The following is a 12,776-nucleotide window of genomic DNA, read 5'->3' on the forward strand; positions in this document are numbered from 1 at the left end:
CTAAAACACGACGTGCCACATCAGAACAACTATCTTAACTACAGCCATTAGAATAGCGACAAAGATCACTAGTCCAATTGCTAAAGTGAGGCAACCGCCCGTTGCTTTGAATAAGTCTTTTATCATATTGTCCTCCTAATAATTCGTTGCATCTTTCCAGTGATAATCAAAATTGGTAGTAACAAACGGTTTTTTATCATTCAAAGGCTTCGTAACGCCTTGAGTGATCACTTTGAAATCATTCTTCCTGGTCACGACCGCTTCGACCGGGTGACCGTGAGTGATTGCGAATAGCCGGAACCGCAGCTTATTTGCCTGATCAATTCCATAAATACCGAAGCTGTTTTTCACGTCGATCACATGCAGCCATTTTCCGGCATGGTCCTTAATAATGAAATCCGGAGAATAGGCAATTGCAGATATTTTCCCGCCGCCAGTTGGTAACTCGGTCAACTCCGTCAATTTGAATCGTGGATGTACTTCAAACGGTAATCCGCAGTCGCGAACGAACCTGATATAGAATTGAGCCTCTTTCTCTGAATCAAAGGTATATCCGTCAATGATCACTTTATTTCCGCGCTTGTTTAATGCTGTTGGACTATTGGACATTCAATCATTCCTTTCGCATCCAAGCTTGATTCGCCTTCTTAGGTGCTTTTTTCTTTTTCGGTTCGATTTTAGTTCGAACAACTTTTCTATCTTTTTGGTCTATGACTTCGACGACTCGACCGCCGCAGACTGCAGCAACAGCATCTGCTATCTCATAATCTTCATGATGTTTCGCATGAGCTAAACTGGGTTTTCCGTCGCCGCGACCATCGAGGTAACACATTTTCTTTACAACAAAACTCAAACTGGATTCCTCCTTTTGTCAGATGTCTCTGTAAAGTTCAATGCATAGTCTTTGCCGGCATTATTCATGATTCGAGAAAATACTCGCTCACCATATGCATTGATCAATTGTTTAGATGAAAGGTTGGTGGTGAATATTGTTGCTTTGTTCAATCGAGCCTCAGCAAGTGAAGTGATAATATCGACATCATAGGGAGTCGCCTTCTGGTTATCCTCTAATCGACCGAGTTCACTTCCAAGATCATCAATCAGAACAACATCACTGCGTTTGATTTCAGACATCAGCGTTCCTTGAATCTGCTTTTGCGCTTCTGGATCACTCATAGCAAATTTGAGTTGTTCCAACAATTCGCGATAACTTACAACGGAACAAGTAACCAAATAGCTAGTTTTCTTTAAAGTAAAATTTAGAATGCTCATACCTAAATGAGTTTTGCCTGCTCCTGGTGAACCAGTTAAGATTGCGTGGATAGGATTCCCATTCACAATCTCTGCTGCCCATGCCAAAGCTTTTTCCTTTGCTAATCGGGTTTCTTGGTCCATAGTTTTGAAGTTTTCAAAGTGATTTGTAAAAATACTCTTGTCTGTAATGATCGAAGTATTATTTAGTCGTGCTAACGCGTCTTTCATTTTTGCTTCGTCAAACATGACACGTTCTTTTGCTTGATTCCGTTTAGTCATTTCTCGATGACCGCAAACGGTGCAAACAGGTGCACATCTCTCTGAGCCATCAGCATTTGTGTTTTTCCACTTTCTCATTGGCCCGTTACACTCTGGACAATCACCGACGATCACCAAAACTTTGTCCATCAATTTTTCGATTGCAGTTCCTAAGTTTTCCATTACCAGTCAAGCCCCGTTTCCGGAAGTTCGTTATCAGGAGTAGAACGATTATTTTTATAACCTGATTTACTTTTTTCAAACTCAGAATCTAACGCTTGTACATCTTCCATATTCTTAACGCCTTTTGCTTCCCATTTTTTTAAAATCCCCTCAGTATATTTAAAGGATCGTGATCCCTTTGACCGCTTTAGTGCCTCAACTAGTAACTCAGGGCTAAGGTCCTCACACCAATACTGAATACTTTGAACATTGACTGAATTGAGAACGCCAAACGTTTTTTCGTAAAGTTGAAAAATTTCCTTCATGACTCCATCTCCATCATCATGTATATTCTTTTCATTCTTATCATTCTTGTATGTGGACACTTGTTGGACAGTTGATGGACGACCGCTGGACACTTGTTGGTCACTGCCTTGGTACTCGTCCCACTTATTTATTGATATGACGCTGTATTTTGTAGTTGATTTGATGGACAACATTTGCTCGTTTTCAAATCGTTTTAGCCATCTCCATAACGTGCGCCCGACAATTTGTCGGTCACGCGGCACTCCCTCATTGAACTCTTTTTCGATAACGGCGCGCCCTGTGACGAATTGACCGCTGGACACGGCTATTTCTTGACCGTTGAAAATGAAGCGACTTTCTTTGTGACTGGCTTTCGTTAAACAGAGAATCCAAAGCTTTAACATATTTGAGTTAGTCCAAACGAATGAACCAGTCACTTTTCTATAAAGTTTTATATAGCCTTGGTTCATCCGATCACCACCTAAGCTATATAGACGGGAACTCCAACAAGCTGCTGGGTCTCTTCTTTAAATTGTTTTTCAATACTGTTTGAATCCGAGAGATGGAGAAGCCAAACTTCTTGAAGTCGACTTGATTTATTCTTCTTGATAAAAGATTTTGTTTGCTCAAAATCAAAATGACTTTCAAGTAACCTAGTCTTTCTTTTAGCGTCGTAACCACTGATCATTTTTTCATCGATCACATCTTTTGAGTAATTTGCTTCAATCATCATGTGAGTCACATTGGGAAAACGATATTTCACATAATAGGAATCCGTAATGAAAACCAGCCGATCTCCTGAAGTGTTGTCAATTAAAAATCCGCAGGGTTCTGCTGCATCGTGTTCAGTTTCGAATGGAGTCACGTACCAAGTACCCACCCTCGTCGTTTCTTTGTATTTCAAAAAGCTAAATCGATAATAATCATTAGCCTCTAAATGGAGAGCTGAATCTTCTGACACCCCTTTGAATGTACCTTGGGTAGAAAAGAACTCAATCGAAGTTGAATCAATAAGTTGCGGTACATATTTACAATGATCTCGATGCTCGTGACTAATTAAGCATCCAACCACTTTTGAAAAATTGAACCTCATTGCTTGCTGAACTTTCTTGAATTGGACACCAGCTTCAATCATTAGTTGAGAATGTCCATCGTCAATTAGATATCCATTACCGCTACTTCCAGACCCAAAGCTTTTTATTTTAAGCATATGGATCAACATCCTCAGTTGGTTCATCAGAATTGAAAAGCTCCGGCTGTTCTGGCTCAATTTCATCTTTCGATTCTGTCGGTATTTCAACTGGTCTCGGATCAAATACTTCGCTATTCGCGTTTTCATTGATTTCTTCGATGATCTCCGCTTCTTTTCGTTCTGAGTCATCCTGATACTCGTTGGCAGTAGTGTTATTGATTGCTTCAATGAGTAAATCACTGTCGTCGCTAGTGTTAACAAAGGCTTTTGCTGCTCGATTGATTACTGTACGTTTCGCCATTTCTTGAGGGAAATCATTCTGAACATTTTTGGTTTTTGCTTTACTCCAAGACTTATCAATTTCTTTCTTGGTCATTGTAGTGAGAACTTTTTCACCATCGACTTTTTCGATGATGCAGTAGGCTCCAAGTATTTTGTTATCTCGATTAGTAAAAGCTGTTTTGTGTTCTTTAAGTGTTTCGCGACCACCGACAATTTCAATATCGAAGGTGTCACCTTCGTAGATGACGTTTGCCCAGATGTCTTTAACATTGGCAAGACGTTTTAATACAGCTTGGGTTCCAAAATACGAGCGATTCAACTGTAATTTATTCCCATAGACAATGAAATAGCATTGTTTTTTTGCAGGACTAAGGCCTTGCACAACCATATCTAGCAAAGTATTAGCGATTGAATCTTTCGTGCAAACTTCCAGCGCTGGTTTCTTGTTACGATCTTGGACTTCCTGTAACTCGAAGAACGCACTCTTTAAAGCATTCGCTGACGCATAACCAGCTGGCAAGTGTAGCCCTTCGTTTTTTAAAGCCGTTAGCTTACTGTTGACTTGATCCGTAATATCTTTTTGAAGTAAAGCCGGTGTGTTTTGATTAGTCATTATTTTTCATCCTCCCAAAGCAATCTATATGATTCACGTTGAGCGCCCATCATATAAATAGGATGTTTGTGAGCCCAAGATTCGAAGCCTAAGCTTTCCAATTTATCTTCAACATCTTCATAGATGGTTTCAGGGTTTTCAAATACTCCTAGAAAAACTTTTTCATGATTTACTACTGCATAAACAAACATTTTCATTTCCTATACCTCTACTTTCAGTTTTTCATCTTCTGTTACTTGTAGCTCAATCATTTGCCCCTCAATTGGTTGTAGCGTATTTACTGACTCGGCGTTATCGACAAAGACTGGCATCGTAATTCCAAGCTCCCGCGACAACGTGCGGATAATGTCAAGATCGCAATTGATCCGAGCGCCGTTGTTCAGACCGCTACTATACTCAATGCCTTGATAAGTTGCTTCGCACATTTCTTTTATACCTTCGTTTTTCTGGACATCGAAAAGTTTCCATTTAATGATTGAGAAACGCTCATTGATTGAATCCTCGATACGTTTCACTTTGCGGCGCGTAAACTCTTCAATAAGCCATAATTGTTTCTCTACTTCTTGGTTCTGTTCCTTAAGCGACTTGTCCTGTTCCTTTAACTCATTGAGGCGAATATCGTAAGTTTTCACCATCTCAAATTTCTGCATTTCTTGGTTCAATCCAGCAAGGATCGTTTTATCTGATTGAATATCAGATGATAGTTTCTCTACCTCAGCATTGGTATCCTTATTAGCAGCACGTTCAATAGCGATCTCTACCTGAGCCATTTCAGCATTTATGTCTCTATATACTTGAGAGTCTTCGAACTCACCATTACGTTTTTGTTCGTAATTCAATTCACTGTTAATCAGGTCTAAGCGATCACTAGCTGCTTTCAGATCCATTCGAGCTGCAGTTAAGTCTTTCTTGATTTTTTCGATTTCAGCCTCAAGTTTCTCTTTGTCTTGCCGGGCCGCTTTCCCTAGAGATATATTTTGCTCTAATACTGTTGCTTTCCTTTGATTGAAATCTAAACGCATTTGCTCAGCTTCTTCTGCAGGCAATTCTTGATGACAAGTTGGGCAGGTGGTTCGATTCTCATCAAACTCAATCGACTTAAGTTCTTTATACTTTTCTAAGTGATTTTCTAGAAAATCGGTCTTTTCTTGAATGGCTTGATTTGTTCTGTATTCACTACTTTCAAGCTCATTTACTTTTGAACGTAATAAGTTGACGGTTTTTTGTTGCTTGTTTAAATCTTCGGTCAAAGTGGCTGTAGCAGCATTCGCATTAGTAATAAAAACCGCTCTTTGATCAGCAAGTTTAACTTTCAAGTCAGCTTGCTTTTGTTTTAGTTCAACCAATTCTGTATTAACTGCTCCAGTCTTTGCCTCTACAAGCCAAGACTCCTTTTCGCTTATCAGCTGATTCATTTCATCGATATCTTTTTGAATGGCAGTTTGAGTCCGATCGCCAAGGTTTAGGTTCGACTTCATGTCAGTGACTTCTTGAATCCGTGCCGGCATACCATCAATATTTTGCTTGATTTCAGTCTTTCGGCCTTTGAGAATTTTCTTTATTTCATCAATCGAATGATCACCTAGAAATGTATTTATTTCCTTTAGTTCAGAATCAGAGTCAATAATTTGTTGATCAGTCAAACCAGTGAAGTCAATCAAAATTTCACGGCGCTCTTTCCAATTTAAGGACATAAAGAAAGATGAACTAGAAAGCATCTGTAACGATAAATCTCCGCCTAGTTTTTCGAGGAAAGACTTCCAGTCCTTCTCTTTGATTGGCACGGAATCAATAAAATATTTTGTAGTGTCGTTTCCGCGAGTCTTTTCAAGCTCTCCTTTTTTTGTCGTCCATTTTTCCTCTTGAATTCGTTTAAGCACTGTTACTTTTCCATCGATGATCATTTCAGCTTCCACTGTTGGCTCTAAACCTAATCGCTCCTGATTCTGTTCATCACGTGGCTTAGGATTAATTTTTGCTCCAGTAGTATCTTTTCCGAAGAAAAGCCATTGAAGTCCATCGCTGAGTGTCGTCTTTCCCAACCCATTACGACCGCTGACAACTGCAGATGTGCCGTTCAATACAAGTTCAAAGTTTTCTAATCCTTTGAAATGCTTGTACTTGATTTTATTGATTAAAATTTCAGTCATGTGTTAAACTCTCCTTAGATGTATTCTTATTTATTGCTTACTTCGTTGGCAGACGAGGTAGGCTCTTTTTTTGTTGCAATCAATTCCCCTTCTTGGGTGAAATATTGGTCTGTTCGCTGACCGCTAACAATAACTGTGGTTAAAATCAAACTAACTTGTTTCGATTCAATAGAAACATCTGGTTGATTTACAGCTGGTCCATTCATTAGAACCTCCTCCTTTTTCTTTGGAACATGAGCAAAACGAGCATCGTTAAATCTAGTCATTGATTCTTTAACTTTTACACTGGTAGTTCCTTGTATAGGAGCTTCGGTTATTACACCTTCTTTTCTTAACCTTGAGATTTTCGCGTAGACTTGTTGGAGTTGTTTCCTTACAAGACGAGCAAGCTCATCGTAATTACAAACGAATCCATTCGAATCGAATTTCACGTGGTCAAGAATCAATTGGATTTCTTCATCTGTCCACCTATTTCGAATACTTTTGACTTTCCCTGAATTTTTTAATCGGTGTACTCGACTAACTACTGAGTTTTCAGTCCTTCCGAGGTGCTCTGCAATTTCCGAGTGGGTAGATCCGTTTTTTCTCATGGCAATAAGCCGATTGTCTTCTTCCTTTGACCAGGGTTTCCCAACAGTATCAAATGATTTAGAACGATCTATTTTGGGAAGCTCTTCTGATCGTTGCAGATAGTAAACTTTACTTCGTACCGATTGGGCAGAACGATTTAGTTTTCTTGCCATTTCAGCAATGTTTAAAACTTCATTGGTTTCTGCCAGTAAGGCATGCTTCTTTAAATATTGGATTTCTTTTGTGGTCCAGTTTTTCGCCAAATTGATCACCTCCCACTAGCTCTACTTCGAAGATCGAACTCGAACTCCTCAGTCAATAAGAGATTTCCTCCCATGCCCGCAATAAGTAGAATCTTGATCCATACTGGTATAAATCCAGTTGTTGCGGCACCAACGCCGATCACCGCCATTAGAAGTGTTAATCGACGTAGCCAATATATTTTTTTCATTTTTATTCCTCCATCCTCGCAAGCATTTCTTTAAATCCCAGAAATGTTTTCTCTTCGACATCAAGCTCGCCAATTTCACAGCGTCGGACAATGTCTGACATAATGCTTTTTGGTATAGCAACAAGCCCGTCTACAATCTGAAATTCGCCATCTTCATACGGTGTATACAACGGATGATAAACACCTTTTGTTTCTGCAATACTTCCATGCGGATTATCATAGTTTCGAAATCTAAAATAGGTTTCAATTTGCATAAGCGTGTCTTTATCGCAATTGTTCGCATCAAGAATTGCTTGGATATCTTGAATGACTTTTTGTGACACGTACCAAATGCCATCTTGCTGAGTAAATTCTTTAACCGGATAATGTTTAAACAACGGGTAAGCTCTCTTGAATTCCTTTAAAGTATCGTAATGTTGCTTATATTCTGCGATAACCCCTTGATTTAATGCTTTATCAGTTGGATTACCAGTTGGAGTCAACATGCCATCAGTCACCATCATTTTGTATACTCCCTCTTTTGTGGCATCGATTCCTTGATTGACGATGAATTGATACGCTTGTTCCACTAGTGGCGGGTAAATAACTCTCATTGATATCTCCTCCTATTTGTCTTTCCATACGCCATACTTGATCGCAAATTCCTTAACCACAGCCAAATAAATTTCAAGAAGCCGTTTCTCACTCGCGATTACATCAAGTTTGTTCGTTTTCTTCAATTTTGATTTCGAAGCACCTTCTCCAGCCATCCTGTTACGAAGGTTAACCAGTCGTCTTTCAATATCTGACCCAGCTCTCCGATCAAGTTCTTGATAAATCTCAGATTGAATTTCTTGATAGGCATCAAAACCACCTTGATTTTTGGCCATCTTTCTAATCAAACGGCGTGCTTCTCTTCGCCAGTCCGTTGTATTAAGTGCGACAATCTCAGTGATGCTGTCTACTTTTGATTCCACACGTTTCGTTTCTAATTCCTGTTTCGCTAAGGACTTGACTACGCTATTCATGAATTGGAGTTCCGGGCTAAGATTCGTTTCGTCAATTTGTGACTTAGGATTGAAATAGTTTTCTTCCAATTCATCGTACATATCCCATGCTCGATCTGTTCCTAACATTTTCGAATGACGACTTGCGCCTTGTTTGGTCCATAAAATAAGTTGATTTGCATTCTTTCCAACAAGGTTACAATTTGTAACGCTGTCCTTAAATCCTTTGAGATCGTCACCTTTCAGGGTAATAAAGTGCTTTCCTTCAATAAATTTTTCTTTGTTGCGGTTAAAATTGGTCTTTATTTGTGTTTCACTAGCCTCGTAAAACTCTGCTAATTGTTCCGTCGTTAATAATCGTTGATTGTACAATTCAATAATTTGCGGTTGATTCATTTTGTTTCCTCCTCCTCTAACCTAGTAACTTCGAGAAATTATTTTCAATGAAATCTAAGGTTTTTGATTTTAAAAAGATATACTTGTCTCCTCCGCCTTGTTCGTAATGAACAAAGCCTCCATGTCTAATGTCTAGGTGTCTTTTAAACTTTGGATTTTTTAAGACCTCATCTACTACCCATTTTTTAGATCTGTTCAAGCGATCCGCGACTTCTTCAAGCGTCATTGTGTCTCCTAAATCATTTGCTTTTTTCAGTTCTTCATATTCAATTCTTGCAATTATTACACAATCTTCTGGAATTGGTATCTTAGCTTCCAAATACTGCATCATTTCTCGGCCCTCCTTACCAAAACGAAGTTATTTAAATAGTTTCTTCATGTTTTCCTTCATAATAACGAGTAAACTCGTTTTTAGTTCCAAAAAAAATATCTGTTGGATTTACTAAGTAAATTTGTGGAATCATTTGGACATATTTCTGCTTTACTTTACTTGAATCATTCTCCCAACTAGCAACAGTTTGCGGATGAACGCCAAACTTTTCAGCTGCTTCCCTCTGGGATAACCCGACTAAAACACGTGCAGCCTCTAGTGAAATTTTTTTACTCATTTGCTTACGCCTCCTTTCGATAAGACAACTATAAACGAGTAAACTCGTTTCGTCAACAATTTTATCGTTATTTTCTTAAAAAAACGAGGTTATTTTAGAGCGTCCCTCTTGAAAAAAACGAGAAAAGTCGTTAGAATTCAATTATCGATTATAAGAAAGGAGCTTCAAATAACATGGGCAGACCACCAATCAGTAGTTTTGAAAAACAACTTAGAAATGAGATAGCAAATAATTTGAAGAGCATTACGAGGGGCATGACTCAAGCACAGATTTCAGAACTCACAGGAATACCTACTTCTACTCTCTCAGGATATTTTGCAAAAAGATCAACGATCAAAGAAGAAAACTTAACTAAGATCGCAAAAGCCTTTAATGTAGACAAAGCTGACATTGATCCTAGACATTCCAGAAACTATAATTTCATTGATCTGAAAAAAGAAATTGTTGAAGAGTTAAACGAGGCTAAAAAAGGTATTACAGGTGATGATTTCGTGAGGTTAGCGGATAAAGCTAATTCTATGGGAATAGGTCTATCTTCAATGACCACGGATAGAGGAAATTCAATCACTGCTTTGTATCACGATGCACATGATTATAATTACTTTGATGCAAATATTTCTGCTGGCGCTCCTTCGACTGTAGAAGCTTTTGATGAAGATCACGTTGAACAGATCGCAATCCCAGATATGTTAATGGGAAAATACGCCGGTTGTTCAGATATATTTTTTACAACTATAAACGGGGAGTCTATGAATAATATAATCCCTAACAGATCAATGCTCGCCGTAAAAAAAATAGATTCTGTCTATGATTTAGAAAATAATGACATTGTAGTCTTTAGTAATGATAACGAGTTTTCTGTTAAACGTTTTATTAATGACAAAACGAATGAAAGAATAATCTTCAGGCCTGATTCAAATGATATTTCGTTCACTGATATTGTAGTTAGTTACTCGGAAGCTGAGAACTTAGTTGTTTACGGGAAAGTAATTGTTTATGTAGTTCAAGTTTGATAGACAAAAAAATACGATTCCCACCCCTCCAAGAGTCAGAATCGTATTGAGATAAAACCTATACAATAGGTTCTTTCGCATGCCTATTGTATCAAAATGAAGGGATTGATTCAATGTGGCGAATTTTGTAAAACGAGGTAAATCATGGCAATATGAGATTTCTTATAAGAAAAAAGATGGTAAATATGCAAAACTGCGCAAAAGCGGATTTCGTACAAAAGCTGATGCAAAAGCTGCAGCTGCCGAAATGGAGTTAGAGTTGCATAAGGGATACAACCCAGATATGAAGAATATGCTAGTTTCTGATTATTTCGCCACTTGGATGAAAAATTATAAAAAGGATGAAGTTTCGGAGAGAACTTACGGTTGCTACAAGCATACTTTAAACAATATAAAAAAATATCTTCCGACTACTTCTTTAAGCGAGGTCACAAAAAAAGATTATCAAGAGATGCTTAATGAATTTGCGGAGTCTCATGCAAAAGCAACAACAAAGAGATTCCATACGCATTTTAGAGCCATGATGCTCGATGCTTTAGATAATAAAATTGTACTTAATGATGTAACCCGAAAACCTGTAATTAAGGGTAAAGTAGAGACAAAGAAAGCCAGTGAAAAGTTTTTAGAACTGGATGAGCTGAAAAGATTGATTCATGACTGTGAAGGAAGATTAGATCCGAGATACACCTCACCTTATCTAATTATTTTAGGGAGCGCGACTGGTGCTAGATTTTCAGAACTAGAAGGGTTAACTTGGGAGGATGTTGATCTAAATGCTCAACTAATCGATATAAATAAAACATGGATACTTAACCAGGGGTTCGCTCCGACAAAGAATCCATCGTCAAATAGGATTATTGACATTGATAATCGCACGAATGATTTATTGAAAAATTATAAGAGGGAACAGAAAGAATTGTTCGAAGAGTTAAAAATTGATAATGAGAATAACTTAGTTTTTTTCAATTATCGAGATGGAGTTATTTCTTCCAGTGCAGTTAATAAAGAGTTGAAAAAAATACAGTGCCAATTGGATATTAAGCAGCCGATCACTTTTCACGGTTTGCGACATACTCATGCTTCGATTTTACTCACACAAGAAATTAATCTAATATCTATCGCTGAACGGTTAGGTCACAAAGATACTTCAGTAACCCAAGAAGTTTACTCTCATATTTTAGATGAATTGAAAAGGAAGAATCGACCTAAGATAGCTAAGGCCATAGATAGCATTTATGGTTCGAATTCCAAAAGGGACGCAAAAAATACGGATGCTCCAATCTCTACGCCTTAAATTGTTCGGAAATATTTTCCGATTTTGGCAAAAACACGGTGATTTCCGATTAAAAACCATAGCCAATTTTTGTGCCAAAACTTTAAAAAACTGGTTCTTTCCAGATTTAAAGAACGTTGATTTAATCACGTTTCTTCTATCTGATTCTACCTATTTCTACTATAAATAATTTCTCCTGTGATGTCAAAGAAACCGATAGAGACTTGAGTCTCTATCGGTTTTTCTTTATTATTTTATTTTCGTTTTCACTGCTTTTGGTGCCACAAGTAAAACACACATTGCTAATCCCAATACGATGAAAAGTACTGCCCCCATGACATTCCCTTTCGTGAGCATCGCAAAGGCGATCGTACCGAAAAGACTGGCAACGGTTAAAACGATGCCTGATTTTTGGATTCCCGTCAGTTTGGCGAAAGTATTTCTAAAACCGATCGTCAATAATAATGAACCAACAAATGAAGCGAACCCAAAAACGATGTGACCAACTAAAATAAGATTTTCCATGTCTTCACCTCCCTCAGAACCACTATACTAGAAAGCCTGATGGAAGACTAAGAATGTGCCCACACAATCTCGAATTTTCCCTAATTATTCAACTTGATAACGCAAAATCGTTTGCCGTTTTTCTGGTGGAGTTTTTCTAGCATCATTTAAATAAATCTCGCGATGAAGGTAGCTTCTGCGTGTTAACCCTTGCTCCTTCACAAACTGATTCATCTTTTGAAAAGAAGCCGGTTCATCGTCGAAAGAACCTACATGTAACATCTGAACGCATTTTCCATCTTCGATTGTTTCAAAGCAAAGCTCCTGCAGCAACTCATTGGGTTCTTTCTCTGCCACAGCGGCAAGCGCCGTCTCGAACATCTCTTGCGTGATCCAATCCGGCTGTCGCAGCATAATTTTGTATTCAAAGCTGGCTTTATCAGTAATATCTGCCGTATTTTTAGTGGACCAAATACCTTCTAGTGGAAAGATCGCAAACTCACTATAATCAAACTCAGACTGATTTTCTTCGTGTGTTTGATAAAACTTCTTAAATCCCATCTTAATCTTCCAGGCTACTGGATAGAGTGTCCCGACTCTAGCTGAGAAATCTTGGTTGTTAGGATCACCTTCTCCCTTAATCGTAAGAAATTTTTGCGGTGGTACCGTCACAATTTCTGGCTTCTTTTTCTTTCCATATAGATGCTTCTCTTGTTTTTTCCAATCATACTTCATTTTTTTCCCTCGCTTTCAGCTTT

At 38.2% G+C, this 12,776-nt stretch carries 18 protein-coding genes; 2 read left to right on the forward strand and 16 right to left on the reverse strand.

The genetic code is table 11. From position 1 onward, the window contains the following. From OMU_RS23955 to OMU_RS15780, 14 genes are all read right to left on the reverse strand, one after another. Positions 1-126: a hypothetical protein gene (locus tag OMU_RS23955; protein WP_016180845.1), complete on the reverse strand. Its 126-nt coding sequence runs from the start codon at positions 124-126 to the stop codon at positions 1-3. A gap of 9 nt (positions 127-135) precedes the next feature. Further along, positions 136-609 (reverse strand): DUF1064 domain-containing protein, encoded by a 474-nt coding sequence (locus tag OMU_RS15715; RefSeq protein WP_016180846.1) that lies wholly within the window; start codon positions 607-609, stop codon positions 136-138. A 4-nt stretch (positions 610-613) separates the two neighbouring features. Continuing rightward, positions 614-853 carry a hypothetical protein gene (locus OMU_RS15720; RefSeq protein ID WP_016180847.1) on the reverse strand — a complete coding sequence of 80 codons (240 nt, stop codon included), beginning with the start codon at positions 851-853 and terminating at the stop codon, positions 614-616. Next, positions 850-1,695, reverse strand: coding sequence for an ATP-binding protein (locus OMU_RS15725; RefSeq protein ID WP_016180848.1), 846 nt, complete (start codon positions 1,693-1,695; stop codon positions 850-852). The genes OMU_RS15720 and OMU_RS15725 overlap by 4 nt, the downstream gene beginning before the upstream one ends. Then, entirely contained in the window at positions 1,695-2,450 is a 756-nt protein-coding gene (locus tag OMU_RS15730) for a DnaD domain-containing protein (RefSeq protein WP_016180849.1), read from the reverse strand. Before OMU_RS15730 ends, OMU_RS15725 begins: the two co-directional genes overlap by 1 nt. A gap of 11 nt (positions 2,451-2,461) precedes the next feature. Then, positions 2,462-3,190 carry an MBL fold metallo-hydrolase gene (locus OMU_RS15735; RefSeq protein ID WP_016180850.1) on the reverse strand — a complete coding sequence of 243 codons (729 nt, stop codon included), beginning with the start codon at positions 3,188-3,190 and terminating at the stop codon, positions 2,462-2,464. Next, positions 3,183-4,067: a recombinase RecT gene (locus OMU_RS15740; protein ID WP_016180851.1), complete on the reverse strand. Its 885-nt coding sequence runs from the start codon at positions 4,065-4,067 to the stop codon at positions 3,183-3,185. Before OMU_RS15740 ends, OMU_RS15735 begins: the two co-directional genes overlap by 8 nt. Continuing rightward, positions 4,067-4,264: a hypothetical protein gene (locus tag OMU_RS15745; RefSeq protein ID WP_016180852.1), complete on the reverse strand. Its 198-nt coding sequence runs from the start codon at positions 4,262-4,264 to the stop codon at positions 4,067-4,069. The genes OMU_RS15740 and OMU_RS15745 overlap by 1 nt, the downstream gene beginning before the upstream one ends. Positions 4,265-4,267: 3 nt before the next feature. Further along, complete coding sequence (locus tag OMU_RS15750) at positions 4,268-6,217, reverse strand: AAA family ATPase (protein ID WP_016180853.1); 1,950 nt, start codon at positions 6,215-6,217, stop codon at positions 4,268-4,270. A 26-nt stretch (positions 6,218-6,243) separates the two neighbouring features. Continuing rightward, complete coding sequence (locus OMU_RS15755; RefSeq protein ID WP_016180854.1) at positions 6,244-7,050, reverse strand: SANT/Myb-like DNA-binding domain-containing protein; 807 nt, start codon at positions 7,048-7,050, stop codon at positions 6,244-6,246. Between the two features lie 190 nt (positions 7,051-7,240). Then, positions 7,241-7,831, reverse strand: coding sequence for a hypothetical protein (locus tag OMU_RS15765; protein WP_016180856.1), 591 nt, complete (start codon positions 7,829-7,831; stop codon positions 7,241-7,243). A 12-nt stretch (positions 7,832-7,843) separates the two neighbouring features. Then, complete coding sequence (locus OMU_RS15770) at positions 7,844-8,620, reverse strand: ORF6N domain-containing protein (protein ID WP_016180857.1); 777 nt, start codon at positions 8,618-8,620, stop codon at positions 7,844-7,846. A gap of 16 nt (positions 8,621-8,636) precedes the next feature. Further along, on the reverse strand, positions 8,637-8,948 hold the full coding sequence (locus OMU_RS15775) for a DUF771 domain-containing protein (protein ID WP_034876622.1): 312 nt from the start codon (positions 8,946-8,948) through the stop codon (positions 8,637-8,639). 34 nt (positions 8,949-8,982) lie between these two features. Continuing rightward, positions 8,983-9,228, reverse strand: coding sequence for a helix-turn-helix domain-containing protein (locus tag OMU_RS15780; protein WP_016180859.1), 246 nt, complete (start codon positions 9,226-9,228; stop codon positions 8,983-8,985). A 173-nt stretch (positions 9,229-9,401) separates the two neighbouring features. Between OMU_RS15780 and OMU_RS15785 the strand changes: the two genes are divergently transcribed. Both OMU_RS15785 and OMU_RS15790 read left to right on the forward strand, forming a co-directional pair. Continuing rightward, positions 9,402-10,241, forward strand: a complete 840-nt coding sequence (locus tag OMU_RS15785) for a LexA family transcriptional regulator (RefSeq protein ID WP_016180860.1) — start codon at positions 9,402-9,404, stop codon at positions 10,239-10,241. A 115-nt stretch (positions 10,242-10,356) separates the two neighbouring features. After that, positions 10,357-11,535 carry a tyrosine-type recombinase/integrase gene (locus tag OMU_RS15790; RefSeq protein WP_016180861.1) on the forward strand — a complete coding sequence of 393 codons (1,179 nt, stop codon included), beginning with the start codon at positions 10,357-10,359 and terminating at the stop codon, positions 11,533-11,535. 228 nt (positions 11,536-11,763) lie between these two features. Here OMU_RS15790 and OMU_RS15795 read toward each other — a convergent pair whose 3' ends face one another. Further along, on the reverse strand, positions 11,764-12,039 hold the full coding sequence (locus tag OMU_RS15795; RefSeq protein ID WP_016180862.1) for a hypothetical protein: 276 nt from the start codon (positions 12,037-12,039) through the stop codon (positions 11,764-11,766). Between the two features lie 84 nt (positions 12,040-12,123). Further along, complete coding sequence (locus OMU_RS15800) at positions 12,124-12,753, reverse strand: GyrI-like domain-containing protein (protein WP_016180863.1); 630 nt, start codon at positions 12,751-12,753, stop codon at positions 12,124-12,126. Positions 12,754-12,776 lie beyond the last annotated feature (23 nt).

Source organism: Enterococcus avium ATCC 14025, from assembly GCF_000406965.1.
GTDB lineage: Bacteria > Bacillota > Bacilli > Lactobacillales > Enterococcaceae > Enterococcus_A > Enterococcus_A avium.

What these genes read in the sequence shown, in the direction of transcription:
- OMU_RS15800 (WP_016180863.1), bottom strand. Translation starts at nt 12,753, where the DNA reads ATGAAGTATGATTGGAAAAAACAAGAGAAGCATCTATATGGAAAGAAA.
- OMU_RS15735 (WP_016180850.1), bottom strand. Translation starts at nt 3,190, where the DNA reads ATGCTTAAAATAAAAAGCTTTGGGTCTGGAAGTAGCGGTAATGGATAT.
- OMU_RS15795 (WP_016180862.1), bottom strand. Translation starts at nt 12,039, where the DNA reads ATGGAAAATCTTATTTTAGTTGGTCACATCGTTTTTGGGTTCGCTTCA.
- OMU_RS15740 (WP_016180851.1), bottom strand. Translation starts at nt 4,067, where the DNA reads ATGACTAATCAAAACACACCGGCTTTACTTCAAAAAGATATTACGGAT.
- OMU_RS15750 (WP_016180853.1), bottom strand. Translation starts at nt 6,217, where the DNA reads ATGACTGAAATTTTAATCAATAAAATCAAGTACAAGCATTTCAAAGGA.
- OMU_RS15770 (WP_016180857.1), bottom strand. Translation starts at nt 8,620, where the DNA reads ATGAATCAACCGCAAATTATTGAATTGTACAATCAACGATTATTAACG.
- OMU_RS15715 (WP_016180846.1), bottom strand. Translation starts at nt 609, where the DNA reads ATGTCCAATAGTCCAACAGCATTAAACAAGCGCGGAAATAAAGTGATC.
- OMU_RS15730 (WP_016180849.1), bottom strand. Translation starts at nt 2,450, where the DNA reads ATGAACCAAGGCTATATAAAACTTTATAGAAAAGTGACTGGTTCATTC.
- OMU_RS15780 (WP_016180859.1), bottom strand. Translation starts at nt 9,228, where the DNA reads ATGAGTAAAAAAATTTCACTAGAGGCTGCACGTGTTTTAGTCGGGTTA.
- OMU_RS15725 (WP_016180848.1), bottom strand. Translation starts at nt 1,695, where the DNA reads ATGGAAAACTTAGGAACTGCAATCGAAAAATTGATGGACAAAGTTTTG.
- OMU_RS15765 (WP_016180856.1), bottom strand. Translation starts at nt 7,831, where the DNA reads ATGAGAGTTATTTACCCGCCACTAGTGGAACAAGCGTATCAATTCATC.
- OMU_RS15745 (WP_016180852.1), bottom strand. Translation starts at nt 4,264, where the DNA reads ATGAAAATGTTTGTTTATGCAGTAGTAAATCATGAAAAAGTTTTTCTA.
- OMU_RS15785 (WP_016180860.1), top strand. Translation starts at nt 9,402, where the DNA reads ATGGGCAGACCACCAATCAGTAGTTTTGAAAAACAACTTAGAAATGAG.
- OMU_RS15775 (WP_034876622.1), bottom strand. Translation starts at nt 8,948, where the DNA reads ATGCAGTATTTGGAAGCTAAGATACCAATTCCAGAAGATTGTGTAATA.
- OMU_RS23955 (WP_016180845.1), bottom strand. Translation starts at nt 126, where the DNA reads ATGATAAAAGACTTATTCAAAGCAACGGGCGGTTGCCTCACTTTAGCA.